The 23,917-nt window shown below is 68.0% G+C and carries 21 protein-coding genes and 1 pseudogene; 7 read left to right on the top strand and 15 right to left on the bottom strand.

All coding sequences use genetic code 11. From position 1 onward, the window contains the following. Both J3R73_RS24450 and J3R73_RS24455 read left to right on the top strand, forming a co-directional pair. Window positions 1-1,560: a sugar ABC transporter ATP-binding protein gene (locus J3R73_RS24450; RefSeq protein ID WP_307433440.1), complete on the top strand. Its 1,560-nt coding sequence runs from the start codon at window positions 1-3 to the stop codon at window positions 1,558-1,560. Between the two features lie 2 nt (window positions 1,561-1,562). Next, window positions 1,563-2,558 (top strand): ABC transporter permease, encoded by a 996-nt coding sequence (locus tag J3R73_RS24455; RefSeq protein WP_307433444.1) that lies wholly within the window; start codon window positions 1,563-1,565, stop codon window positions 2,556-2,558. Window positions 2,559-2,923: 365 nt separating this feature from the next. On the opposite strand, the gene J3R73_RS24460 is transcribed toward J3R73_RS24455, so the two are convergent. Both J3R73_RS24460 and parC read right to left on the bottom strand, forming a co-directional pair. Beyond that, window positions 2,924-3,724 carry a L,D-transpeptidase gene (locus tag J3R73_RS24460; protein WP_307433447.1) on the bottom strand — a complete coding sequence of 267 codons (801 nt, stop codon included), beginning with the start codon at window positions 3,722-3,724 and terminating at the stop codon, window positions 2,924-2,926. 159 nt (window positions 3,725-3,883) lie between these two features. Next, entirely contained in the window at window positions 3,884-6,133 is a 2,250-nt protein-coding gene (gene parC, locus J3R73_RS24465; protein ID WP_307433450.1) for a DNA topoisomerase IV subunit A, read from the bottom strand. Window positions 6,134-6,392: 259 nt separating this feature from the next. Here parC and J3R73_RS24470 point away from each other — a divergent pair, with 259 nt between their 5' ends. Together J3R73_RS24470 and J3R73_RS24475 are read left to right on the top strand one after the other, a co-directional pair. After that, the gene (locus J3R73_RS24470) at window positions 6,393-7,415 is read left to right on the top strand and encodes a patatin-like phospholipase family protein (protein WP_307433453.1); all 1,023 of its coding nucleotides are present in this window, start codon (window positions 6,393-6,395) and stop codon (window positions 7,413-7,415) included. Between the two features lie 19 nt (window positions 7,416-7,434). Further along, a pseudogene (locus tag J3R73_RS24475) lies at window positions 7,435-7,725 on the top strand (MFS transporter); the annotation flags it as partial. Here J3R73_RS24475 and J3R73_RS24480 read toward each other — a convergent pair. From J3R73_RS24480 to J3R73_RS24490, 3 genes are read right to left on the bottom strand one after another with little or no spacing between them, the layout of a single operon-like run. Then, complete coding sequence (locus tag J3R73_RS24480) at window positions 7,672-8,358, bottom strand: DUF4865 family protein (protein WP_307433456.1); 687 nt, start codon at window positions 8,356-8,358, stop codon at window positions 7,672-7,674. The pseudogene J3R73_RS24475 and the gene J3R73_RS24480 sit on opposite strands and share 54 nt — an antisense overlap. Then, a complete protein-coding gene (locus J3R73_RS24485; RefSeq protein WP_307433460.1) occupies window positions 8,355-8,780 on the bottom strand; it encodes a cupin domain-containing protein in 426 nt (141 codons plus the stop codon). The genes J3R73_RS24480 and J3R73_RS24485 overlap by 4 nt, the downstream gene beginning before the upstream one ends. 13 nt (window positions 8,781-8,793) lie before the next feature. Next, window positions 8,794-9,186, bottom strand: a complete 393-nt coding sequence (locus J3R73_RS24490; protein ID WP_307433463.1) for a tautomerase family protein — start codon at window positions 9,184-9,186, stop codon at window positions 8,794-8,796. A gap of 120 nt (window positions 9,187-9,306) precedes the next feature. Between J3R73_RS24490 and J3R73_RS24495 the strand changes: the two genes are divergently transcribed. Then, the gene (locus tag J3R73_RS24495) at window positions 9,307-10,218 is read left to right on the top strand and encodes a LysR substrate-binding domain-containing protein (RefSeq protein ID WP_307433466.1); all 912 of its coding nucleotides are present in this window, start codon (window positions 9,307-9,309) and stop codon (window positions 10,216-10,218) included. Between the two features lie 15 nt (window positions 10,219-10,233). On the opposite strand, the gene J3R73_RS24500 is transcribed toward J3R73_RS24495, so the two are convergent. The 8 genes from J3R73_RS24500 to J3R73_RS24535 form a co-directional block, all read right to left on the bottom strand. After that, complete coding sequence (locus tag J3R73_RS24500) at window positions 10,234-10,662, bottom strand: CBS domain-containing protein (protein ID WP_307433469.1); 429 nt, start codon at window positions 10,660-10,662, stop codon at window positions 10,234-10,236. Between the two features lie 166 nt (window positions 10,663-10,828). After that, window positions 10,829-11,200 (bottom strand): c-type cytochrome, encoded by a 372-nt coding sequence (locus J3R73_RS24505; RefSeq protein WP_307433471.1) that lies wholly within the window; start codon window positions 11,198-11,200, stop codon window positions 10,829-10,831. A gap of 59 nt (window positions 11,201-11,259) precedes the next feature. Next, window positions 11,260-11,862: an SCO family protein gene (locus J3R73_RS24510; protein WP_307433474.1), complete on the bottom strand. Its 603-nt coding sequence runs from the start codon at window positions 11,860-11,862 to the stop codon at window positions 11,260-11,262. A gap of 119 nt (window positions 11,863-11,981) precedes the next feature. Next, the gene (locus J3R73_RS24515; RefSeq protein WP_307433479.1) at window positions 11,982-12,458 is read right to left on the bottom strand and encodes a copper chaperone PCu(A)C; all 477 of its coding nucleotides are present in this window, start codon (window positions 12,456-12,458) and stop codon (window positions 11,982-11,984) included. 76 nt (window positions 12,459-12,534) lie between these two features. Further along, window positions 12,535-12,885, bottom strand: coding sequence for a hypothetical protein (locus J3R73_RS24520; RefSeq protein ID WP_307433483.1), 351 nt, complete (start codon window positions 12,883-12,885; stop codon window positions 12,535-12,537). Window positions 12,886-13,002: 117 nt separating this feature from the next. Beyond that, window positions 13,003-13,413, bottom strand: a complete 411-nt coding sequence (dksA, locus tag J3R73_RS24525; RefSeq protein ID WP_370880111.1) for an RNA polymerase-binding protein DksA — start codon at window positions 13,411-13,413, stop codon at window positions 13,003-13,005. Window positions 13,414-13,580: 167 nt separating this feature from the next. Then, on the bottom strand, window positions 13,581-14,630 hold the full coding sequence (locus J3R73_RS24530; RefSeq protein ID WP_307433491.1) for a YcjF family protein: 1,050 nt from the start codon (window positions 14,628-14,630) through the stop codon (window positions 13,581-13,583). Window positions 14,631-14,681: 51 nt separating this feature from the next. Then, on the bottom strand, window positions 14,682-16,157 hold the full coding sequence (locus J3R73_RS24535) for a YcjX family GTP-binding protein (protein ID WP_307433494.1): 1,476 nt from the start codon (window positions 16,155-16,157) through the stop codon (window positions 14,682-14,684). Window positions 16,158-16,333: 176 nt separating this feature from the next. Here J3R73_RS24535 and J3R73_RS24540 point away from each other — a divergent pair, with 176 nt between their 5' ends. Then, window positions 16,334-18,295 carry an aq_1923 C-terminal domain gene (locus J3R73_RS24540; protein ID WP_307433498.1) on the top strand — a complete coding sequence of 654 codons (1,962 nt, stop codon included), beginning with the start codon at window positions 16,334-16,336 and terminating at the stop codon, window positions 18,293-18,295. A gap of 50 nt (window positions 18,296-18,345) precedes the next feature. Here the strand turns inward: J3R73_RS24540 and J3R73_RS24545 are convergent, their stop codons facing one another. Continuing rightward, the gene (locus J3R73_RS24545) at window positions 18,346-20,658 is read right to left on the bottom strand and encodes an NADP-dependent malic enzyme (protein ID WP_307433501.1); all 2,313 of its coding nucleotides are present in this window, start codon (window positions 20,656-20,658) and stop codon (window positions 18,346-18,348) included. A gap of 110 nt (window positions 20,659-20,768) precedes the next feature. After that, complete coding sequence (gene aspS / locus J3R73_RS24550) at window positions 20,769-22,592, bottom strand: aspartate--tRNA ligase (RefSeq protein WP_307433504.1); 1,824 nt, start codon at window positions 22,590-22,592, stop codon at window positions 20,769-20,771. A gap of 142 nt (window positions 22,593-22,734) precedes the next feature. Between aspS and rnd the strand changes: the two genes are divergently transcribed. Next, window positions 22,735-23,913 (top strand): ribonuclease D, encoded by a 1,179-nt coding sequence (gene rnd, locus J3R73_RS24555; RefSeq protein WP_307433507.1) that lies wholly within the window; start codon window positions 22,735-22,737, stop codon window positions 23,911-23,913. Window positions 23,914-23,917: the final 4 nt, after the last annotated feature.

A 23,917-nucleotide genomic window follows, 5' to 3' on the forward strand; every position in this document is an offset into this window, starting at 1 on the left:
ATGCTTGCCCAAGAAGCCCTGCCGGTCGCGGAACCGCTGCCGGCAACCCCGTTCCTGGCCGCAGAGAACGTCGCCAAGTCCTTCGGCGGCGTTCATGCCCTCAGGGATGTCTCCCTGTCCCTGAATGCCGGCGAGGTGCACGGCCTCGTCGGCGCCAACGGGGCCGGCAAATCCACGTTGATCCGCATCCTCGCCGGGCTGACGCAGCCCGATCGCGGCCGGATCCTTCTCGACGGCACGCCGGTGGGGATCGCCACGCCCCAGCGCGCCACCCATCTCGGCATGAACTTCATCCACCAGGAACTCGCCTTCGTTCCCGGCATGACGGTGCTGCAGAACATCATGCTCGGCCTGCCCAAAAAGACGCGTCTGGGCATGATCGACTGGAAGGCGATCGCGCGCGACGTCGAGCCGGTCGCCCGGCGCGTCGGCATCACGGCGCCGCTCTTCGCCAATGTGAAGGGGCTTTCCACCGCCGAGAACTGGCTGATCAACATCGCCCGCGCCCTCATCCAGAAGGCCCGTCTCATCGTGATGGACGAGCCGACGGCATCGCTTTCGGCCAAGGAGAGCGAAAAGCTCTTCTCCATCATCGAGGATCTCTCGAAATCCGGCGTCGCCGTGCTCTATGTTTCCCACCGGCTCGACGAGGTGCTGCGGCTGTGCGCCAATGTCACGGCCTTCCGCGACGGCCGCTCCGTCGCCCGCATCGAGAAGAAGGACCTGACGCGCGCAGCCCTCGTCGAGGCCATCGTCGGCCGGGGCGTCGAGCGCCTCGCCAAGACGCAGGCGCCGGCGCGTCGACAGGACGTCGCCCTCCAGGTCCGCGCCATCGCCCGACCGCCCCGGGTTAAGGAGGTCAGCTTCGATCTCCACCACGGCGAGGTGCTCGGCATCGGCGGCCTCGTCGGCGCAGGCCGCAGCGAGCTCGCGCGCCTCCTGTTCGGCGCCGACAGGCCGGCGGCCGGCACCATGACGCTCGGCGGCCGGCCCTATGCGCCGCGCAATCCCGCCCAGGCCGTCAGGGCCGGGCTCGGCCTCGTGCCGGAGGAGCGCCGGACCGAGGGCCTCGTCCTCACCAAGGGCGTCGCCTTCAACCTCCAGATCGCCAATCTCTCCAGGATCGTCCGCAGCCCCATGCTGCCGCTGATCGACTACCGCAAGCGCAGGACGGCCTCGATCGAGACGATACGCGACCTTGCGATCAAGACCGCCAGCATCGAGACGCCGGTCGGCCGCCTCAGCGGCGGCAACCAGCAGAAGGTCGTCATCGGGCGCTGGCTGCTGCGCGCGCCCCAGGTGCTCATCCTCGACGAGCCGACGCGCGGCGTCGACATCGGCGCCCGCGGCGAGATCCACCGCCTGATCCGCGACCTCGCCGCCAAGGGCATGGCGGTCGTCGTCATCTCTTCCGAGCCGGACGAACTGCCGGACCTGTGCGACCGGGTCCTCGTCATGGCGGAGGGCCGGATCGTCCGCGAACTGCAGGGAGATGCCCTCTCCCGCAACGCCATCATCGAAGCAAGCTACGCCGAAGCGGCCCCCGCCGGGAGACTCTGACCATGACACGGACCGCAACGGCCCCTCGCAGCCTTTCGCCGCGCGCCAAGGAATTTCTCGGCTTCTTTTCGCGCTATGCCACGATCATCGGCCTGGTGGCGATGGTCGTCGCCTTCTCCCTGCTGTCGCCGCGCGCCTTCCCGACCGTCAACAATTTCACCAACGTCCTCAACCAGGCGTCGCTGACGATGATCATCGCCGCCGGCCTGACGCTGGCGGTGATCGTCGGCGAACTCGACCTGTCGATCGGCTTTGCGGCCAGCCTGCACGGCGTCCTCGTCACCGGCCTCATCGTCAGCAACAAGCTGCCGATCCCGGTCGCGATCCTGATCGTCCTGGCGGCCGGCGCCCTGATCGGACTCATCAACGGGTTGATCGTCACCAAGATACGCGTCAATTCCGTCATCGCCACGCTGGGGGTCGGCACCATCCTCACCGGCCTCTCCTTCGCCTATTCGGCCGGCGTGCCGATCGTGGCGGGCGTCCCCGAAGCCTTCCTGCAGCTTTCGCTCGGACGATGGCTCTTCGGCATCCCCAACAACATCCTGATCATGGTCGCGGTGCTCGGCGGGCTCTGGCTGCTGGTCGAGCGGACCTCGCTCGGGCAGGAGATCCAGGCCGTCGGCGGCAATCCGGCGGCGGCACGCCTGGCCGGCATCGACGTCGACCGCATCAAGATCCTCGGCTTCGTGATTTCCGGGGTCTGCGCCGCGCTGACGGGCATCCTGCTCGCCTCCCGCCTCGGCAGCGGCACGACGAGCGCCGCCGACAGCTACCTGCTCACCGCCTTCGCCGCCGTCTTCCTCGGCTCCGCCACGCTGCGCGACGGCGAGTTCCATGTCTTCGGCACGCTGGTCGGCGCCCTCATCATCGCCTTCGGCTTCAACGGCCTGAACATCTTCGGGGCACCCACCTATTCGCAATATGTGCTCCAGGGTGCCATCCTGATCATCGCCGTCGGGCTCTCCAGCCTCGGACGCTTCATCGCCGAAAGCTAAGGTTCCAACCATGCCAACGACGAGCCACACCGACTGGGACGTTCACGTCATCGAGTTCGCCCGTTCGAAGGACCAGCCCCTCGCCAGCCTCGTGCATGGCGCCCATGCAAGCTGATCTCCTGCACGACAGCGACCGCCGGAAGAACCTGTCGGTCGTCAAGGAGATCGAGGGCTTCCGGATCGTGAAGGCGGCCTGATCCGCGCGTTTCCCGGCTGCGGCGACGTCTTGTCCGCTCCGGGAAACAGCGTGCTTCGCGAGTTGAAACGTCTCGCCAGCCGGTTGGACAAGGGCGGACGGGACGTCCGTGCACCCGGAGATCAGGGTCCCGCTCCAGTCGCCGGCCCTCAGGACAGGCGCGCCGGCGTCACAGCACCACGACATGCGCGCCGACGTCCACGCGGTTGTAGAGGTCGATGATGTCGGGATTGGCCATGCGGATGCAGCCCGACGACACCGCCTTGCCGATCGAATCGGGTTCGTTGGTGCCGTGGATGCGGTACAGCGTCGAGCCGAGATAGAGCGCGCGGGCGCCGAGCGGGTTGTTCAGGCCGCCATCCATGTGGCCGGGCAGATTGGGACGGCGGGCGATCATTTCCTTCGGCGGCGTCCAGTCCGGCCATTCGCGCTTGCGGCTGATGGCCTCCTCGCCCTTCCAGGCAAAACCCTCCTTACCGACGCCGATGCCGTAGCGCACGGCGGAACTGTCGTCGAGCATCAGGTAGAGCCGGCGCTCCCGCGTCGAGATGATGATCGTGCCGGGGGCGTAGCCCGAAAAAGGCACGATCTCGCGCGGAATCGGCGAAACCGCCATCACGGCGCGCGTATCGTCCTTCGCGCCCGCATCGCCCTCCGCACGCGGCGCGATGCGCCGCTGCGGCTGGCTGCCCTGCCAGTTGCCGGGGGCGCCGTCGTCCTGGCCCGGATCATAATATCCGGGATCCTCCTGGCCGGGGTCGTATTGGCCGGGATCGGCGTCCCCGGAATCGTAGCGGTAATCCGTCTCCGGCGGAGCCCACCTGGCTCCTCTCTGCCCGGCATAGCCCTGGCCGTCATCCTGTCCGTAGAACGGCGCGTAGCGCGATCCGTCATCGAGTTCCTGGGCACGGGCCGTTCCGCCCAGCACAATCACCGCGAGGATCGGGAGAAAAATCGTCTTCTTGATCATGAACCCTGTAAACCATGCGTCCCGGCCTCGGCAGCCGGGGTGAGGCCCTGCATCGGCAGGCCTGTTCGACAGGGACGATCCCGGGCCGCACCGGCTTAATTGTGGCCGGAGGGCGCGGCAGAACGCCGCTGTTAACCATGCTGCACGGTCAAGCCCGTCCTACCGCCCGGTGAATTTGTTGTTCTTCGGAAAGCCCTTGGGCGGCAGGCGCCCGGCGTCGGCGCGGTTGCCGATCCATTGCACGAGATCCGTCACCGTCCAGGTCCGCCCCGAGGAATCGGTCCAGGTCAGCCCCTGCGCCTTGTCGAAGACGCGCAGATCCGACAGGCCGCCGTCGCGGTATTTCTGCAGGCGGACGCCGCGCCCCCGCGACATCTCCACCATCTGGTGCAGCGGGAAGACCAGCATCTTGCGGTTCTCGCCGATCACCGCGACCATGTCGCCGGTCACCGGCACGATGCAGCGCGCCTCCGCCGGCGTCTCGACATTGAGCACCGACTTGCCCTTGCGCGTATTGGCGAGGATGTCGTCCTCCGCCACCACGAAGCCGCGCCCGTCCGTCGCCGCGACGACGAGCTTGCGCCCGCCCTGATAGGCGAAGACGTCGACGATGTCGGCGCCCTCGTCGAGATCGACCATCAGGCGAATCGGCTCGCCGGCGCTGCGCCCCCCCGGCAGCTTGGACGCTTCGAGCGTATAGACCTTGCCATTGGTGGCGAAGGCCAGGAGCCTGGCCGTCGTCTCGGTCTGGAAGGAGAGCTTCAGGCGGTCGTCGGCCTTGAAGGTGAGCGCGGAGACATCCGACAAATGCCCCTTCAGGGCGCGGATCCAGCCCTTTTCCGACACCACGACAGTGATCGGCTCGCGCTCCACCATCGCCTCCGTCACGACGGAAAGGTCGATCGTGCCGGCCTTGGAGGCGTCGATATCGGTGCGGCGCTTGCCGAGCGGCGTATCGGGGCCGAAGATCCTGGCGGTCTCGCCGACCTGCCAGGCCACCGTCTTCCACTGCCGCGCCTCGGAGGCCAGCAGCTTCTCGATGTTGTTCTTTTCCTTGCCGAGTTCGTCGTGCTCGCGCCGGAGTTCCATTTCCTCGAGCTTGCGCAGGTTGCGCAGGCGCATGTTGAGGATGGCTTCGGCCTGCACGTCGCTGAGCGAGAAGGCTGCGATCAGTTCCGCCTTGGGCTCGTCCTCGTAGCGGATGATGCGGATGACCTCGTCGAGGTTGAGATAGGCGATGATATAGCCGGCCAGCACCTCCATGCGCCGCTCCACCGCGGCGAGGCGATGCTTCGAGCGGCGCACCAGCACGGTGCGCCGATGGTCGAGCCATTGCCGCAGGGCCTCGCCGAGCGAGAGAACGCGCGGCACCTGCCCGTCGACCAGCACATTCATGTTGAGCGGAATGCGGCTCTCGAGCTCGGAGAGCTTGAACAGCGATTCCATCATTACGGCGTCGTCGACATTGCGCGACTTCGGCTCGATGACGACGCGCACGTCCTCCGCCGATTCGTCGCGGACATCGCCGACGAGGGGCAATTTGCGCTCCTCCAGCAATTCGGCGAGCTTCTCGATGAGCCGGCTCTTCTGCACCAGCCAGGGTATCTCGGTGATCACCACCGCCCAGGTGCCGCGCCCGAGATCCTCCCGGTGCCAGCGGGCCCGGACGCGGAAGCCGCCGCGCCCGGTGGAATAGCTTTCCAGGATCGAGGCGGGACTTTCCGTGACGATGCCGCCGGTCGGAAAGTCCGGACCTTTGACGAATTGCAGGAGATCGGCCGTGGAGGCGCCGGGATTCTCGATCAGGTGCAGCGCAGCCTGGCAGAGCTCATAGGCGTTGTGCGGGGGAATCGAGGTCGCCATGCCCACGGCGATGCCCTGCGCGCCGTTGGCGAGCAGGTTCGGAAAGGCGCCGGGCATGACCACCGGCTCCTCGTCCTCATTGTTGTAGGTGGGGCGGAAATCGACCGCATCCTCGTCGATGCCCTCGAGAATGAGCATGGCGACAGGGGTCAGCCGCGCCTCGGTGTACCGATAGGCTGCGGCATTGTCGCCGTCGATATTGCCGAAATTGCCCTGGCCGTCGATCAGCGGATAGCGCTGGGCGAAGTCCTGGGCGAGGCGCACCAGCGCGTCGTAGACGGCCTGGTCGCCATGGGGGTGATACTTGCCGATGACGTCGCCGACGACGCGGGCGCATTTCTTGAAGGCCTGGTCCGGGTCGAGCCTGAGCAGGCGCATCGCATGCAGGATGCGCCGATGCACCGGCTTGAGGCCGTCGCGTGCGTCGGGCAAGGCGCGGCCCATGATGGTCGACAAGGCGTAGGCGAGATAGCGCTCTTCCAACGCCTCGCGCAGGTTGACGGGCTCGATGCCGTCGCCGGCCGGCGGTTGTTCAATTTCGTCCATGCCCTTGACATACAAAATATCTATGAGTCGAGGCAAGCAATCGCCGGAAACCCACAGCCATCCGGCCGAACGGCCCGCGTTCGGGACTGCGGCTCCATCCTCGACATTCGGTCCCCAACGCCACCGAGGCGCCTCCGCTCTCCAAACCAAGGAAAGCCGTGCTTCGGACGCTCCAGCTTTTGACAAGCCGCCCGCGCTGCACGATTCTTGCCGGATCGGCGGCGCTCGTTCCCCGCTTTTGTTCAACCAGGATTTCGCGATGTTTCAGACACTGCCGCGGCGTGGCGAGGGAAGCGAGCCGGCGCTGACGCCGCCCGCCGCGGACGAACCGGCAAGGCCGCCGCGTCCCGTCGTCGGCCTGGCTCTCGGCGGCGGCGCGGCACGCGGTTTCGCCCATATCGGCGTGCTGCGCGTGCTCGACGCGGCCGGCTACGATGTCGACGTCATTGCCGGCACCTCGATCGGCGCCGTCGTCGGCGGATGCTATATCGCAGGCAAGCTCGACCAATTCGAGGAATGGGCGCGCAGCCTGACCAAGCGGCGCGTCCTCAGCCTGCTCGACTTCAATCTCGGCGGCAGCGGCCTGATCGCCGGCACCAAGCTCGCGCGCTCGCTGCATGACGAATTGGAAGGGCTGATGATCGAGGACCTGCGCATCCCCTTCCTGGCCGTCGCCACCGAGATCGGCCCCGGCCACGAAATCTGGCTCACCAAGGGCAATCTCGTCACCGCCCTGCGCGCCTCCTACGCCCTGCCCGGCATTTTCGAGCCCGTCCGCATCAACGGACGCTGGCTGATGGACGGGGCCCTGGTCAATCCCGTGCCCGTCTCCGCGGCCCGCGCGCTCGGCGCCCGCGCCGTGATCGCCGTCAACCTCAACGGCGAACTGACGGGCCGCGGCGCCGTCATCCACGCCGTCGGTGCGGTCGCCGAAGCGGACGATCCGCCGATTCCGCGGCGGCGCATCCGCGGCAGCCGGGCGCTCGGGGCAGCGACCTCGCTGGTGCGGCGCCGCTTCGGCTTCGCCACGCCGCCGGCGGAACGGCGGGCGATGCGCTCGCCCGGCATCCATACGGTGATGATGGAGGCCTTCAACATCACGCAGGACCGCATCTCGCGCTCCCGCCTCGCCGGCGACCCGCCCGACGTCTCGATCGGTCCGCGCCTCGGGCGCATCACGCCGTTCGATTTCCACAAGGCGGCCGAGAGCATCGAACTGGGCGCCGACGCCGCAGTCAAATCGCTCGACGCGATCAAGGAGACGCTGGAAGCGCTGGCGTGACGAGTTCTCCACCCTCTGCGCAGGTTTCGTCCTGCTTTATGGCCTGGGCAGCGGCGCTTTCGCCGTTGCCCGGGCGACCATGCCTCTCGTGTTCTACGACAAGGAGGCTTATGCGAAGGCGGCGTCTCACATCGCCTTGCCGCTCAACCTCATCTCCGCGTTGTCCCCGCCGGTCCTGGTGGCCTTGCTGACCCACTTCGGGACCAATGCCCTTCTCGGCTTCTGCATGCTGTGTTCGGGGACCGCCTTTGCCATCCTATTGCGGCTCAGCCGTCGCCGTCCCCAGGTCAGGCCGATAGCAGCCATCTGACAGGTTGCGGCTGGTCTCCGGCCCGCCTTGCACCGAGACTTTCCCGGGACCAGCCATCCCGCCCATTCCGGGAACCGAGAGATGCAGCACGTTGTAGCGGACAGCGGCGTCCTGCGCCGATTCGCGGTCCCAGAGCGTGAAGCGGACCATCTGCCAGGATTGCGGATCGACGGCCAGGGCCGTCATGCAGACACCCTGCAAGGCCGCGTGGCAGGCAAGGGCGTTCAGCGCAGAATCCACCCCGGCCCCCGGATCGGCATCGGGAGCCATCGGCCAGGTTTCACGCGTGGCTGTCTGCGCCTCGGAAAGCGCGGCATCCCCGCGTAGGCACGCCACGCCCGTCCAATGCCGCACGGGCGGACGCCCGAACGAGGAAACGATGGCGCCGAAGCCGCCGCCGCCCCACAGGAACCGTCCCATGCCACCCGTGTCCGCCCACAAATAGAAGGGCGCATATTGGTTGACGGGCGAGCCGTCGACGCCGCGCTCGCGGATCAGATAGGCCTTGAGGCCGAGGCCGGGGAGATCGTCGAGCAGCGGGCCCTTCTCGGCGACGCGCCGCCGGATGACGGTCATGTCGTAATCGGCCGGCAGGCCGATTTCGTACTGCATGGCATACATGGCTTGCCTCATGCGCCGACGGCACCGAGCCAATGGACGGCCGTCCCGTGCTCGATCGCCTGGATGCTGAGATAGCTGAAAGGACTGTCCGCCGCGGCACCGTGCCAATGCGCTTCGTTCGGCGGGAACCAGACGGTATCGCCTGCCCGCAATTCGACGACGTCGCCGCCGCGCCGCTGCGCGAGGCCGGCGCCCGACAGCGCGAACAGCATCTGGCCCCGGGGATGGCTGTGCCAATGCGTCCGGACACCCGGATCGAATGTCGCGCGCAGCGCTGTCGGCTCGCCGTCCTTCGTCCCCGACAGCAGCGTTTCGACGCGGAAGGTGCCGGACGCGATGCCGTCCGGCGACCGGGCCACGCTCCGGCCGGCGCGCAGGACGGTCATTTCGACCGGCAGGCCGGGAGGGACCGGCATGATGGCGGGATCGGTCATCGCCTTGCCCCGGTCACGCGGCCGGCTCGATCATCGAGGCGACGCCGTTGCCGAACGACCAGTCCTCGGGCGCCGTGGTGGTGATGACGACCATGACGTCCTCCGGCCTCAGGCCGGGCGCCTGTGCGAGGCCGTCGACCAGGCGCCGGTAGAACGCCTGCTTGACCTGCCTGGACCGGGGCCGGCCGGCCGTGACGGCGATCAGCACGAAATCGTCCGAGCGCGGGCCGCCGAGATAATGGCGGTCGAACACCAGTTCGCCCGCCTCGTGCTGATGGATGGCCTGGAAGCGATCGTCGGCAGGCACGTCGAAGGCCTCGACGAGCGCCCCATGGACGGTATCGGAGAGAGAGCGGAGATAGTCGGGCGATTTTCCCTTCAGGAGGGACAGGCGCACGAAGGGCATGATCGGCATCCCGTGAAAGCAAGGTTCCATTGCCTTGATCTCTCGATCATGCGCCGGCATCATGATTCATAAAATCGGGAAATTTCGAACGAACAATCCCTGAAAACAGGACGGTTTCACATGCGCCGCGTCATCCTCGATCTCGATGTGCTCGCCAGCTTCGTTGCCGGTGTCGAGCTCGGCAGCTTCGCCCGGGCGGCCGAGCGGCTCGGACGGTCGACCTCGGCCGTCAGCGCGCAGCTGAAGAAGCTCGAGGACCAGGCGGGGACGGCGATCTTGCGAAAATCCGGGAGAGGCCTCGCCCTCACCGAGGCGGGCGAGACCATGCTCGCCCATGCCCGCCGCCTCCTGGAGCTCAACGACGAGGCGGTGGCGGCCGTCCGCGGCATCGACCTCGAAGGCACCGTGAGGTTCGGCGTGCAGGAGGACCTGGGAGAAACCGTGCTGCCGGCCATCCTCGGCCGTTTCGCACGGGCGCATCCAAAGGTGAGGATCGAGGCAAGGGTCGCCCGCAACGCCGAACTGCTCGACCGCATCGCCGCCGGGCAGCTCGACCTCGCCATCGCCTGGGGCGACGGCTCCCGGGACGATGCCGCGTCCCTCGCCGGGGAAGCCCTGGCCGAGATGCCGATGCGCTGGATCGGACCGGCGGGAGAAGGCGCGGTCTTTGCCTTCCCGCCCGGAGATCCGCTCCCGCTCGTGATGTTCGAGGCGCCCTGCCTGTTCCGCACGGCGGCCACCGAGGCCCTGGACAGGGCCGGCATAGCCTGGCGGATCGCCTTCACCGGCGCCAGCCTGACGGGGCTGTGGGCGGCGGTGGCGGCGGGCCTCGGCATCACCCTGCGCACCGCAATCGGGCTTCCCGCCGGGCTGGCGCCGATCGAGCCCGGCGGAGCCCTGCCCGCGGGGTTCCGCTCCCTGCCGCTGCGCCTCTATCGCGGGCACGCGGCACGCGATCCGGTCGTCGAAAGGCTGGCCGACATCATGCGCGACAGCCTGCGCGAACTGCCGCCGTCCCGCACTGCCGCCTGAGCATGGCGAGGGTGTTCAGGCGGTGATGTATTCCCGCATGGCCTGCGTCTCGGCTTCCATCTCGGCGAGGCGATACTTCACGACGTCTCCGATCGAGACGATGCCGACGATGCGCCCGCTCTCGACCACCGGCATGTGGCGGAATTTTCCGGTCGTCATCTTTTCCATGATGGCGGGAATCGTGTCGCTTTCACGCGCGGTCTCGACCTTCGCCGTCATGTGATGCGAGATCGGATGCTCCAGGCCGCCGGCGCCGCTCGTCGCCAGCGCCCGCACCACGTCGCGTTCCGACAGGATGCCGGCAATCGCCCCATCCCCGCCGGTGACGAGAACGGCGCCGATGCGCCGCTCGGCGAGCATGCGCGCCGCTTCGGCAATGGTGTGTTCCGGCGACAGGGAGATGATGTCCCTGCCCTTGCCGTTCAAAATCAGTGTGACAGACATGGGGCGTTCCTCCAACGAAACCCGCGCCGCAGGCGCTCGGTCTTTCGGGGAGCTCCCAGAAAAAGGGATTGTCATCCCCGAAAGAAGGATAGTGGCGATTGCGGCGCTCGCGCGCAAGGGTTGCCTGCGGCGCAATTCGCGCTCGAATCGCTTTTGCGTCCTGCGCTTACAGTGCGGCGTTCGTCCGGGCGATGAAGGCGACCAGCGCCTGCCGGCGCGTGGGGTCGTCGATGCCGGCGAAGATCATGCGCGTTCCCGGCACGAGCGCCTGGGGCGCGGCGATGAACCGGTCCAGCGTGGCGGCGTCCCATGTCGCCCCGCTGGCGCGCATCGCCGCCGAGAACGGGTAGCCTGCCAACGTGCCCGCCTTGCGTCCGATCACGCCCTGGAGGGACGGTCCCGTCATGCTGCGGGCCCCCGGTCCGATCTGGTGGCAATGGGCGCAGGGCTCGAACACCGGATCGAAGGTCGCGTCGGGCGGGCGCATGTCGGCCGTGGCCCGCGCCGGTTCGGGTTCCGGCGCGTGCAGGGCGACCATGGCGATCCCCGCGGTTGCCCCGCCGAGCACGGCCGCGAGCGGAATCCACAGGACCCGCCTCACGAGGTCAGGGCCCGGCGCATCTTGGCGAGGGCTTCGTCGCGGGGCTCCTGATAATCGATCAGCGTCACCAATTCGCCCCGCGCATCCATCAGATAGACCGCCGTCGAGTGATCGAAGGTGTAGTTGTCGCCGTCGCCGACCTTCTTGGCGTAGACGCGGAATTTCTTGATCACGTCGGCGATCTCAGCCGGCGTTCCGGTTGCGGCGGTGATGCGCGGATCGAAGCTCTCCAGATAGGTCTTGAGCAGTTGGGGCGTGTCGCGCGCCGGGTCCACGGTGATGAACACGACGTTGAACTTGTCGCCGTCGGGCCCCAGCGCCTTGAGCCGGTCGGTCATGTCGGTGAGCGTCGTCGGGCAGGCATCCGGACAATTGGTGTAGCCGAAGAAATAGGCCGTGGGCTTGCCCAGGAAATCGGCCTGCGTGATCGGCTTGCCGTCCTGATTGACGAGGGTGAATTCGCCGCCGATGAGGCTCGTCTGCGGCGATCCCCTGCCGCCGCTCCCCATGGACTGCCAGAGCAGCACGCCGATGGCGCAAAGAATGCCCACCAGGACGGTGACGGCGATCACCTGCAGCCGATTTGCTTGAACGGTCATCATTCTCTCCTGCAGCGGACGCGAAGCCGCGGCGAACCGGTCCGCCGCAGCCATTCGCGCCGCCGGATCCTGTTGTCGACTGGGACGATCGGAGCGGCCGGCGCCGCTTCGGTTGGCCGTCAGTGGCCGGAATGCTCGGGCCCGCGAGCGCCGATGCTCCCGACCGCATAGTCGACGCTGACCGTGCCCGCATTCTTGAAGACGAGCGTGCCGCCGACTGTTTCGTGGCGCTTCAGCTGCCGCGTCAATCCCGTGAACATCAGGTGGAAGCCGCTCGGGTCGAGCTTCACCGAGCCATGGGCCGGGATTTCGAGGCCGCCCTCGACCGGGCCCATCGACATCACCCCGTCCTTCATCGTCATCTGGTGGATCGAGAAGCCCGATGAAGCGGAGAACGAGCCGCCGGTGAGGCTGTCGGGCTGGTCGCCCGTGTTCTCTATGACGGCGTAGCCGCCGGCGACAGGCGCTCCGCGCGGTGTCGCCCGCGTCCACGGATCATGGATGACGAGATTGCCGGCCTTGAAGTCGGCGGCCAGGGCCGAACCGGCGAGCGTCGCTGTGAGCGCGGCTGCGCCGAGGAGAGAGGGGATATGCATGATGGATCCTGAACAGGCTTGGCGGCCGGCTGGCGGTCGCGCCGGGCTGATGATGGGCAAGAGATGTCGCAGCTGTTCAGGCGGCGGGCGGACCACGCGGCCAGGAAGCCCGCCAGCGGGACGGCCCGGGTCTCGCGCGCATCGGCGCTGGACGGAGCGCCATGGCGCGGACGGGCCGCTCGATCGCGCCATCGGGAGCGTCGGCCGCCAGCCAGGGCGCGGCGCAGAGGGCGCACCGGTCGCAGTCATGCAGGATGAGGGGGGCGCCCTTGCCGCCGTCGGCGCCGGCATATTGGCACAGCGTGACGGCGATGCCGGCGATCTCGACGAATCCGGCGCCGGGCGCGAGTCGGCCGGCCGACGCCGCAACGCCCATGCCGTTCAGCATGAGGGCGAACGCGATGAGGGCGGCGAAGAAACACCGCATCGGCGAGGTCCGGCACATCCCAACCATGCCGGCATAAGCAGCGGAGCCGCCGCCGAATGTCAAGGCCGGGCGCACCATGCCGCAGGCCGGGCGGAGCCGGCCCGCGGTCTCGCCGCGTCAATCGTCGCGATAGACGCGCTCGCGACGCTCATGCCGCTCCTGCGCTTCGAGCGACAGGGTGGCGATCGGCCTGGCATCGAGGCGCTTGAGCGAGATGGGCTCGCCCGTCTCCTCGCAGAAGCCATAGGAACCATCGTCCAGCCGGGACAGCGCCGCGTCGATCTTCGAAATCAGCTTGCGCTGGCGATCACGCGCGCGCAGCTCGATGGCGCGGTCGGTTTCCGAAGAAGCCCTGTCGGCCAGATCGGGATGGTTTTCGTTTTCAGCCTGCAGGTTGGCGATGGTGTCCTGCGCTTCCCGCAGGATCTCCAGCTTCCAGGCATTGAGCTTGCGCCGGAAATAATCCCGCTGGCGCTCGTTCATGAACGGCTCGTCGTCGGTCGGCCGATAATTGGTATCTACAGTCATTGAAGGCATGTAAGAATCCCAACGCTCCGCTACTCGGGGCGACAGGTCTATAGTCGCAGTGGTGCTCCGCCACAATGCCCATGCTCGTCACCTTTTCGTCGAAAAACACAAAATGGCACAGGCCACCGCCGTTCTGCCGTGCCGACGGACGGTGCCGCGGGCGGTGATCAGGGCTCGGACGCAGGGGCCTGCCGGGTCTCCGCAGGCCGGGCGCGATCCCTGACGATCAGCCCGCCGGCGACATCGGTCACGCCCGGACGGGGCAGGACGTCGAAAGGCAGCGGCCTCGTCGCCAGCATGGCGGCGAGGCCGAGGCGCGCGAGCAGGATGCCGTTCAGGACCCCCTCGCCGAGCTTGGCCGAGATCCGCGAGGCCAGCCCATGGCCCAGGGCCTGGCTGAGGATCGAATCGCCTGCCGCCATGCCGCCGGTGACGGCGAGGTTGCCGAGGGCATGCCTGAGGAGCCGCAGCATGCCGAGGCCGCCCGGGCGCCCGCCATAGAGCGTGGCGAGGCGGCGGATGACGCGGAGCGTCTCCGCACCGACGAAGAACATGTCGACCAGCGCGCGCGGGCTGACCGCGGTCACCAGCGATACGCGCTTGGCGGCGTCGGCGATGATGCGCCGCGCTTCGGCATCGAGCGGCCCCATGAGCTCGCGCTCGGCGACGCGGATGAGGTCGGCGCCGTCGACGATCTCGCCGGCAGCCGCCTCGACATTGGCCCGGGCCCGCGCCATGCGGGGATTGGCGGCATAGAGCCGGACGAGGTCGCGCGCCAGGCTGCGCGCCGCATCCCTGTCGTCGCGCGCGGTCGCCGTCACCGCCCGGTCGTGCAGGTGCTCGATCCGCGACAGCCGCATCAGCCCGCCGATCTCGCGCAGGGCGATGACCAGGAAGGCGAGCACCGCGACGCCGGCGAGGACGGCTCCCACCCAGCCCAGCCAGTCGGCATAGGAGAACAGGTCGTCGATCAGCTTCGTCACCGACAGGCCGATGGCGAGGGAGACCAGACCGCCCACCGCCGACCAGAACAGCGTGCCCCAGCGCGACCGGCGCGGTCGCGGCACGATCGGGGCGGGCTCCTCGTCGAAGATCTCCGGCTCGGGCGTCACCACCACATGGCCCCGTGCCGCGGTGCCGGCGGCCGGCGTGTCCGCCAGCACCACCCTCGGATCGTCGAGACGGAAGGCGCGCGGCTTGCGCGGGTCCACACTCATCTTCGGTCCCTGCATTGACGGGAGGGGGAGAGGCTCGCGCGGTTCGTCACGTCAGGCCAGCTTGTCGCCGATCAGGAATTGGAGCGTCCGATCGAGGCGGATATGGGGAAGGATCTGCCCCTTTTCCAGCTTGGGGGGGCGGAAGCGGATGAAGCGGTAGTCGACGCCGTCGCGCTGCGCATTTTCGAGGCCGGAAAACACCCCGCCTGCGAAGACCGCCTGCGGATCAGCCGGCAGTTCGCCCGGAAAGACCGCGATTTCGGCTTCGCCGTCGAAGGTCTCATGGGCCGAATGCTCGCCGGCAAGCGGGGTGCCGATGATGCAGGGCAGCGTCTCGCGGCCCTGCTTCACGCTCGCCTCGCGCGTCGCCCGCACCGAGGCGAGCGCCACGACGTCGACCGCCGCGCCCGAAAAGGCCGCACGCGAAATCGCCCCTTCCGCCATCTTGCGCAGGATCGCCTCCAGCCTGTCATGGCTGGTGTGGTGAAGATGGTCGGCCTTGGTGGCGGCGAACAGGATCTTCTGGATGCGCGGCCGGAACATGGCCGACAGCCAGCTGTTGGAGCCGACCCTGAAGGCCGACAGCACCGACGTCAGCGCCGTCTCGAGATCCAGCACCGCCTGCGGCCCGGCATTGAGCGCGGAAAGCGCGTCGACCAGCACGATCTGCCGGTCGAGCCTTGCGAAATGCTGCGTGAAGAAGGGGCGGACGACCTTCTGCTTGTAGGATTCGTAGCGGCGCTCCATCATGGCGCGGAGCGAGCCCGCCGCGCTTGTCCCGGAGGCGGCGAGGTCGAGCGGCGCGAAGGTCAGGGCCGGCGAGCCTTCGAGGTCGCCGGGCATCAGGAAGCGGCCGGGCGGCAGGGTCGACAGGGCGAAGCGCTCGTCGCGGCCGGCCTTGAGATAGGCGGTGAACAGGCTCGCCGCCTGCCTCGCGACAGCCTCGTTTTCGGGGGCGTCCGGATCGAGCCCCGCCAGGAATGCGTGCCACGGCCCGGCGATGGCGAGGCGCGACCCGGCGCGGCTGGCCTCCAGCGTCTGCGCCGACCATTCCGCATAGCTCATGGTCAGCAGGGGCAGGTCGAGCAGCCATTCGCCGGGATAGTCGATGATATCGAGCGTCAGTCGCGACATGGCCGAGCCGAACCGGCGCGTGGACTGGAAATCGATGTTGAGGCGAAGCTCCGAGATCTGGCGGGTCGATTCCGGCCAGTGCCGGTCCGCGCCGAAGAAGTCGGCCAGATGCGTCTCGTAGTCGAAGCGCGGCACGGTATCGTCCGGCTGCGGTGACAGAGCGGCGGCCGCGATGCGCCCTTCGGCCTGCGCCCGGAACACCGGCAGCCGCCCGCCTTCCACCAAGGCCTGCACGAGCGCCGTGATGAAGACGGTCTTACCGGCACGCGAGAGGCCGGTCACGCCGAGGCGGAGCGTCGGGTTGAACGTCGAGGACGCATAGCCGACCAGGCTCCTGGCGGCGATCAGCGCTTCGTCGAAGACGGATGTCCGGGGAGGATCACGTGGAAGCATGCCCGATGACTTAAGGCGGGCCGCCGGAAATTGCGAGCCCGGAACGGCGGCGCGGCGTCCCCTTCTTCCGGGGCCGCCGGTTGCATGAAGCGATGCCGGCGCTCCCCGCGGCACATTGACGGCGAGGTCGGAAATCCCGATTCTGATCCCGTCAGCCCCCCGCAGAGGAAACAGCCATGAAGGCCCGGCCCCATCTTCCCCGATCGACCGGACCGAGGCCCGGGCTGCGCCGCCGGGCGGCGGCCGTCTTGCTGGCGGCAGGCCTGTCCGGCGTCGCGCTGCAGCCAGCCGCTGCGTTCGACGGCAGCGCCCCGGCGGTGACGATCGCGACCGGCACGGACACCGTCGCCGGCGATACACGCGTCCTCACCGACGTCAGGATCGCCTATCCCGGCGCGGGCGCCCCGGCGATCACCATCGGCAAGCTGACGGCCAAGGGCCTGAAGCAGCGCGGCGAGGGCTTCCAGGCCGGCGAAGTGACCGTCGAGAAGGTCCTCGTCCAGGGCGGCCCCGAAGGCATGGCGGTGGAAATTCCGGCCGCCACGCTGCGCGACGTCGCCGGCCCGGCCCTCGGCGCGGCCTCTCTTTCGACGCAGGCATCGCCCGGCCACCTGCCGCCGATCGCGATCCTGCTGCTCCAGGCCACATGCGGTGCCGCCGATATCCCGCAGGTGGTCGTGCATTCTCTCGCGCCTTCCGCGCCGCCCCTCGCGACCTACACCCATGTCGCCCTCGATCGGCTCGAGAGCGGCAAGGCCGCCCGCCTCGGCTTCGACGGCCTCGACAGCAAGTCGGCCGATGGCGCCCATCTCACGGCCGGACAGGCAGAGATCGACAATCTCGATTTCGGCGCCCTCGCCGCATGGCTCGACGACGCGCTCGCCGCCGCCGCCGCACCGCAGATGAAGCCGGTCTATTCAAGCTTCGAGCTTAACGACGTCACCTTCGCCGACGCGGCCGGCAGCGGCTCCGTCAACCGGATCTCCGGGCGGGATTTCGAACTGGGGCCGCCCGGCATCAAGCCCTCGCAGCTGGTCGACCTCCTCGGCCATCTCGGCACCGGCGGGGACGATGCCTCCGCCCACCCCGCCGACACGGTCAGGCTGGTCCGCACGCTGCTTTCGGCCTTCAGCCTCGGCAATCTGCGGATGGACGGCCTCGTGGTCGACGAAGACGGCAAGCCTCCCCTCGGCATCGGCCTGATCCGCGCCGAAGCCCTCTCCGGCTCCGGCATCGGCGAACTCCGTTTCGGCGACATCTCCGGCACCACCCGCGACGAGAACGCGCCGTTCACTTTGGGATCGATGGCGCTGCGCGATCTCAGCGTGACCGACCTCGATCCCCTGCTCGACAGAGTGGCAGCCGGCGGCCAGCCTTCCGATCTCGGCGAAGACCAATATCCCAAGGTGCGCGCCTCGGGCTTCGCGATGGCCGATTTCGTCGCGCAGATACCCGACAAGGGCGAGGTCCGGGTCGGCGGCTTCACCATCGACGCGCCGGACTGGGTCGGCCTCCTGCCGTCGACGCTGTCCATCCATCTGGGCGGGCTGAGTTCGCCGCTCGCCACTATCGACGATCCGGAATCGCGGGCCGTCTTCGAAAGGCTGGGGCTGAAGCTCGTCGAGATCAATGCGGACATCGATCTGGCCTGGAAGGAAGCCGAGCAGACGCTGACCATCGGCCCCGCTTCCCTCGACATCGGCGATTTCGCCAGGTTCGAGGTCGGCGCCACCTTCGGCAACGTGCCCCGGAGCGTATTCGTCAGCCCCGCCACATCGATCGTCTCGCTGCTCGGCGCCGACTTTCGGGGGGCGAGCCTGCATGTCGTGGACGGCGGCGGCCTCGGCAAGCTCATCGCCCTCAGCGCGAGCGACCAGAAGGTCACCGTCCAGCAGCTCGCGCTCGGCTCGACCCTGCTGGCCCAGTCGGAGCTCGGCGCCCTGCTCGGCGACGCCAATGCCCGGACCATCGGCGAGGCGATACAGGCCTTCATCGTCAGGCCGGATGCGCTCACCATCGACGTCCACACCCGCCGGCCGCTGCCGATCGCCCCGCTGCTCGGGGGCGCCGAGACGCTCGGCGACAGCGATCGCCGGACCATCCGCGACAGCGTGACGATCGACACCAAGCCGGAGTGACCGGCCCGGCATATCGCGGATGAAGGACCGACGATGCGGGGCGGGAGGCTTCACACCGCGGTGGCCTGCGCCTCCGCGACCGCCACGGCCGTCATGTTGACGACGCCGCGCACCGTCACCGAGCGCGTGAGGATATGGGCCGGCTTGGCCGCACCGATGAGGATCGGGCCGACGGGAAGCGCGTCCGCCAGCATGCGCGTGAGCTGGAAGGCGATGTTCGCCGCATCGAGATTGGGCATCACCAGCACATTGGCCTCGCCCCGCAGGCGCGAGGAGGCGAGCTTGATCTCGCGCAGGCTCTCCGACAGCGCGGTATCGGCCTGCATCTCGCCGTCGGCCTCGAGATCGGGCCGCAACTGGGCGAGGATTTCGAGGGCACGGCTCATCTTGCGCGCCGAATCGGTATCGTTGCTGCCGAAATCCGAATGCGAGAGCAGCGCGATCTTCGGATCGATGCCGAAGCGCCGGACATGCTCAGCCGCAAGGATGGCCATCTCGGCGATCTCCTCGGCGCAGGGATCGGGCTTGACCTCGGTGTCGCAGATGAAGAAGGCCCCCTTCCCGGTCAGCACCAGCGAGAGCGCCGAATAGTCGCGCACGCCCGGGGCGAGGCCGATGATCTGCCGGACATTGCGCAGATGGCGCATATAGGCGCCCTCCAGGCCGCAGATCATGGCATCGGCATCGCCGCGCTGGAGCGCCAGCGCCGCGATGACGGTGGTATTGGAGCGGACGATGGTGCGCGCCGTATCCTGGGTGATGCCCTTGCGGCCGGCGAGCTGGTGATACAGCGACCAGTAATCCTTGTAGCGCGGATCGTCGGCGGGATCGATGACCTCGAAATCCCGCCCGGCGCGGATCGTCAGGCCGAAGCGCTGCACGCGGCTCTCGATCACCGAGGGGCGGCCGATCAGGATGGGCTTGGCCAGTCCCTCTTCGAGCACGACCTGCGCCGCCCGCAGTACCCTCTCATCCTCGCCCTCCGCATAGACCACGCGCTTGGGGGCCGCCTTGGCGGCGGTGAACAGCGGCTTCATCACGAAGCCCGAGCGGAAGACGAAACGGGTCAGGCTTTCGGCATAGGCGGCGAGATCCTCGATCGGACGGGTGGCGACGCCGGTCTCATGCGCGGCCCTCGCCACGGCCGGCGCGATGCGCAGGATCAGCCGGGGATCGAAGGGCGAGGGAATGAGCGAATCGGCACCGAAGCCCCGGCTCTCGCCGCCATAGGCCCGCGCCACGATGTCGGAGGGCGTTTCCCGGGCAAGCGCAGCGATCGCCTCGACGGCGGCGTGCTTCATCTCCTCGTTGATCGTGGTGGCGCCGCAATCGAGCGCGCCGCGAAAAATGTAGGGAAAGCACAGGACGTTGTTGACCTGGTTCGGGAAATCCGAGCGGCCGGTGCAGATCATCGCGTCCGGGCGCACCTGCTTGGCGAGTTCGGGCATGATCTCGGGGAACGGATTGGCGAGCGCCATGATCAGCGGGCGCGGCGCCATGCGCTCGACCATGTCTGCCGTCAGCACGCCGCCGGCGGAAAGGCCGAGGAACACATCGGCGCCGTCGATGATCTCGCCGAGCGTGCGCGCGGTCGTCTCCTGCGCATAGGGCTCCTTCCACGGATCCATCAATTCGTTGCGGCCCTTGTAGACCACGCCCTTGATGTCGGAGACGAAGATGTTCTCGCGCCTGGCGCCGAGCGACACGAGGAGGTTGAGGCAGGCCAAAGCCGCCGCGCCGGCGCCGGAGGTGACGATCTTGACCTGGTCCATCGCCTTGCCGGCCAGTTCGAGCCCGTTGCGGACCGCCGCGCCGACGATGATCGCCGTGCCGTGCTGGTCGTCGTGGAAGACCGGAATGGCCATGCGCTCGCGCAGCAGCCGCTCCACCTCGAAACATTCGGGCGCCTTGATGTCTTCGAGGTTGATGCCGCCGAATGTCGGCTCGAGCGCCGCGACCACCGTCACGATCTCCTCGACATTCTTCGGCGAAATCTCGATGTCGAACACGTCGATGCCGGCGAACTTCTTGAACAGGACCGCCTTGCCCTCCATCACCGGCTTGGAGGCGAGCGGCCCGATGTCGCCGAGGCCGAGCACGGCGGTGCCGTTGGAGATCACGGCGACAAGATTGGCGCGGGTCGTCAGGTTCGCCGCCTCCGCCGGATCGGCATGGATGGCCTCGCAGGCCGCGGCCACGCCCGGCGAATAGGCGAGCGCGAGGTCGCGCTGGTTGCCGAGCGGCTTGGTCGGCTGGATCTCCAGCTTTCCGGGCTTGGGAAGGCGATGATAGATCAGCGCACCCGTGCGCAGGTCTTCGGACATGGTCGAGGAAGGCGTCGGCGCCGGCTTATCGACAGGCATTGCAGTTTCTCGTCCTGTGGCAGGACCGGCCCCCGATCAGGGCAATCGGCCCGGCCCGCCTTGTTTCGATTTGTGCGACATCGCCCCCGCCGCCCCCACGTGGCCGATTGTCACGCACCTTTTTCCGGCAGGTTGAGGCGGACGCCGAGCTCGCGCAATTGCTTCGTCGTGACCTCGGAAGGGGCGCCCATCAGGATGTCCTCGGCGCGCTGGTTCATCGGGAACAGCGCGACCTCCCGCAGGTTCTGCTCGCCCGCCAGCAGCATGACGATGCGGTCGACGCCCGCCGCCATGCCGCCATGCGGCGGCGCCCCGTACTGGAAGGCGCGATACATGCCGCCGAAGCGCTCGATCACCGTCTGCTCGCCATAGCCGGCGATCTCGAAGGCCTTGACCATCGCATCGGGCCGGTGGTTGCGGATGCCGCCCGAGGCGATCTCGAAGCCGTTGCAGGCGATGTCGTATTGGAACGCCTTCAGCGACAGCGGATCCTGCGACTGCAGCGCCTCCAGGCCGCCCTGGGGCATCGAGAACGGATTGTGCGAGAAGTCGACCTTCTTCTCGTCCTCGTTCCACTCATACATCGGGAAGTCGACGATCCAGGCGAGCGCGATGCGGTTCTCGTCGACGAGCTTGAGATCGACGCCGACCTTGGTGCGCGCCGCACCGGCGAACTTGTAGAATTTGGCGGGGTCGCCGGCGACGAAGAAGGCGGCATCCCCGGCGCCGAGGCCGAGCTGCTGGCGAATCGCCTCGGCGCGCTCCTGGCCGATATTGTTGGCGATCGGCCCGCGGGCGCCGACGCCGGTGGCGTTGGGATCCGTCTGCCGCGTGGTCTCGTCGGTGGCGCGATCGAAATAGAGGATATAGCCGAGCCCCGGCTGCCCCTCGCCTTGCGCCCAGGCATTCATGCGGTCGCAGAAGGTGCGCTGGCCGCCGGTCGGGCCGGGGATCGCCCAGATGCGGTTGGCCGGATCTTCGAGAAGCCTTGCGAAGACCTTGAAGTTCGAGCCGCGGAAATGCTCGGAGACGTCCTGCATCACCAGCGGGTTGCGCAGGTCCGGCTTGTCGGAACCGTATTTGCTGATCGCCTCGGCATAGGGAATGCGCGGCCAGCCCTTCGTCACCGCCCTGCCCCCGCCGAATTCCTCGAAGATGCCGGTGAGGATCGGCTCCATCGTCTCGAAGACGTCCTCCTGGGTCACGAAGCTCATTTCGAGGTCGAGCTGGTAGAATTCGCCCGGCAGGCGGTCGGCGCGCGGGTCCTCGTCGCGGAAGCAGGGCGCGATCTGGAAGTAGCGGTCGAAGCCGGCCATCATCAGGAGCTGCTTGTATTGCTGCGGGGCCTGCGGCAGCGCGTAGAACTTGCCGGGATGGATGCGCGAGGGCACCAGGAAGTCGCGGGCGCCTTCCGGCGAGGAGGCCGTGAGGATCGGCGTCTGGAACTCGTTGAAGCCCGCCGCCTTCATGCGCATGCGCATCGAATCCACCACCTTGCCGCGCAGCATGATGTTGCGGTGGAGCCGCTCGCGCCTGAGGTCGAGGAAGCGGTATTTGAGGCGGGTTTCCTCGGGATAGTCGATGTCGCCGAAGACCGGGAGAGGCAGTTCGGCCGCCGGCCCCAATACCTCGATGTCGGTGACGTAGACCTCGACCAGCCCGGTCGGCATGTCGGGATTCTCGGTGCCGGCCGGGCGCAGGCGCGCCTCGCCGTCGACCTTCACCACCCATTCCGACCGCAGCGTCTCGGCCAGCGCGAAGGCGGGCGAATCGGGGTCGACCACGCATTGCGTCAGGCCGTAATGGTCCCGGAGGTCGATGAACAACAGTCCGCCATGATCCCTGATGCGATGGCACCAGCCCGAGAGCCGCACGTTGCGGCCGACATGCTCGGTACGAAGGCCTGCGCAGGTATGGGAGCGATAACGATGCATGGCGGACGTCTTTCCGGGATGGATTATTGCGGCCATAGACCCCAAGCCCGCCGTCGCCGTCAAGTTTCACAACGTCATCCCGGCAAAAGAACCCCGCCGGCCGCGGCAAAACTTGCCTTGCGGCGGTTGCTGACGGATAAGCATGAATATGCCACAATTCACGCCTCCGACGACAGCCACCATCACCAGGACCGAAGACCTCGCCGCGGCATGCGCCCGATTTGCGACGCATGAATTCGTGACCGTCGATACCGAATTCCTGCGGGAGACGACATTCTGGCCGAAGCTCTGCGTCGTCCAAGTGGCGAGCCCGGACGAAGCCGTCGTCGTCGACGCCCTCGCCGACGACATCGACCTGGCTCCGCTTTTCGACCTCCTGCGCAACGAAAAGGTGCTGAAGGTCTTCCACGCCGCCCGCCAGGACATCGAGATCGTCTGGCATCTGGCCAAATTCATCCCGGCGCCCATCTTCGATACCCAGGTGGCGGCGATGGTGCTGGGTTACGGCGATTCGATCGCCTACGACCAGCTGGTGCACCGCATCACCGGCGCCCCCATCGACAAGTCCTCCCGCTTCACCGACTGGTCGCGCCGTCCGCTGACCCCGGCGCAGGTCAATTACGCGGTGTCGGACGTCACCCATCTAAGGGACGTCTATGTCAGGCTGGCCGCGTCCCTGCGCAAGCGCGGGCGGACGCATTGGGTGCTCGACGAGATGTCCGTCCTGACCTCGCCCGACACCTATCGCCAGGCGCCCGAGGACGCCTGGCGGCGCATCGGCGGACGCATGCGCAAGCCGCGCGACCTCGCCGTGCTGATCGAGGTCGCCGCCTGGCGTGAACGGGAGGCGCAGTCCAAGAACGTGCCGCGCTCGCGCGTGCTGAAGGACGACGCCCTCACCGAGATCGCCCTCCAGGCCCCCGACACCGCGGAAAAGCTCGGCGCGATCCGCATGATCCCCAAGGGCTGGGAGCGGTCACGCACGGGCCTCGACCTCGTCGAGGCGGTAAAGCTCGGCCTCGCCCGCGATCAGGCGAGCCTGCCGCGCATGTCGCCGCAACGCGCTGCCGGCAACAGCGCGGGAGCGACGGTGGAGCTGCTCAAGGTGCTGCTCAAGATGGTGGCCGAGAGCCAGGGCGTGGCCGCCAAGGTCATCGCCACCACCGACGATCTCGACCTCATCGCCGACAGCGACGAGGCGGACGTGCCTGCGCTGCACGGCTGGCGGCGCGAATTGTTCGGCGAAAAGGCGCTGGCTCTCAAGAAGGGCCAGCTGGCTCTCGCCATCGACAAGGGCAAGGTGACGGCGATCCCGCGATAGGCCC

Source organism: Labrys monachus, assembly GCF_030814655.1.
GTDB classification, from domain to species: Bacteria; Pseudomonadota; Alphaproteobacteria; order Rhizobiales; family Labraceae; genus Labrys; species Labrys monacha.

What these genes read in the sequence shown, in the direction of transcription:
- J3R73_RS24545 (WP_307433501.1), bottom strand. Translation starts at nt 20,658, where the DNA reads ATGCCTGTCGATAAGCCGGCGCCGACGCCTTCCTCGACCATGTCCGAA.
- J3R73_RS24530 (WP_307433491.1), bottom strand. Translation starts at nt 14,630, where the DNA reads ATGAGTGTGGACCCGCGCAAGCCGCGCGCCTTCCGTCTCGACGATCCG.
- J3R73_RS24450 (WP_307433440.1), top strand. Translation starts at nt 1, where the DNA reads ATGCTTGCCCAAGAAGCCCTGCCGGTCGCGGAACCGCTGCCGGCAACC.
- J3R73_RS24500 (WP_307433469.1), bottom strand. Translation starts at nt 10,662, where the DNA reads ATGTCTGTCACACTGATTTTGAACGGCAAGGGCAGGGACATCATCTCC.
- J3R73_RS24540 (WP_307433498.1), top strand. Translation starts at nt 16,334, where the DNA reads ATGAAGGCCCGGCCCCATCTTCCCCGATCGACCGGACCGAGGCCCGGG.
- rnd (WP_307433507.1), top strand. Translation starts at nt 22,735, where the DNA reads ATGAATATGCCACAATTCACGCCTCCGACGACAGCCACCATCACCAGG.
- J3R73_RS24505 (WP_307433471.1), bottom strand. Translation starts at nt 11,200, where the DNA reads ATGGTCGCCCTGCACGCGCCGGAACCCGAACCGGCGCGGGCCACGGCC.
- J3R73_RS24470 (WP_307433453.1), top strand. Translation starts at nt 6,393, where the DNA reads ATGTTTCAGACACTGCCGCGGCGTGGCGAGGGAAGCGAGCCGGCGCTG.
- J3R73_RS24535 (WP_307433494.1), bottom strand. Translation starts at nt 16,157, where the DNA reads ATGCTTCCACGTGATCCTCCCCGGACATCCGTCTTCGACGAAGCGCTG.
- J3R73_RS24460 (WP_307433447.1), bottom strand. Translation starts at nt 3,724, where the DNA reads ATGATCAAGAAGACGATTTTTCTCCCGATCCTCGCGGTGATTGTGCTG.
- parC (WP_307433450.1), bottom strand. Translation starts at nt 6,133, where the DNA reads ATGGACGAAATTGAACAACCGCCGGCCGGCGACGGCATCGAGCCCGTC.
- J3R73_RS24515 (WP_307433479.1), bottom strand. Translation starts at nt 12,458, where the DNA reads ATGCATATCCCCTCTCTCCTCGGCGCAGCCGCGCTCACAGCGACGCTC.
- dksA (WP_370880111.1), bottom strand. Translation starts at nt 13,413, where the DNA reads ATGACTGTAGATACCAATTATCGGCCGACCGACGACGAGCCGTTCATG.
- J3R73_RS24490 (WP_307433463.1), bottom strand. Translation starts at nt 9,186, where the DNA reads ATGCCCTTCGTGCGCCTGTCCCTCCTGAAGGGAAAATCGCCCGACTAT.
- J3R73_RS24495 (WP_307433466.1), top strand. Translation starts at nt 9,307, where the DNA reads ATGCGCCGCGTCATCCTCGATCTCGATGTGCTCGCCAGCTTCGTTGCC.
- J3R73_RS24510 (WP_307433474.1), bottom strand. Translation starts at nt 11,862, where the DNA reads ATGACCGTTCAAGCAAATCGGCTGCAGGTGATCGCCGTCACCGTCCTG.
- J3R73_RS24455 (WP_307433444.1), top strand. Translation starts at nt 1,563, where the DNA reads ATGACACGGACCGCAACGGCCCCTCGCAGCCTTTCGCCGCGCGCCAAG.
- J3R73_RS24485 (WP_307433460.1), bottom strand. Translation starts at nt 8,780, where the DNA reads ATGACCGATCCCGCCATCATGCCGGTCCCTCCCGGCCTGCCGGTCGAA.
- aspS (WP_307433504.1), bottom strand. Translation starts at nt 22,592, where the DNA reads ATGCATCGTTATCGCTCCCATACCTGCGCAGGCCTTCGTACCGAGCAT.
- J3R73_RS24520 (WP_307433483.1), bottom strand. Translation starts at nt 12,885, where the DNA reads ATGCGGTGTTTCTTCGCCGCCCTCATCGCGTTCGCCCTCATGCTGAAC.
- J3R73_RS24480 (WP_307433456.1), bottom strand. Translation starts at nt 8,358, where the DNA reads ATGAGGCAAGCCATGTATGCCATGCAGTACGAAATCGGCCTGCCGGCC.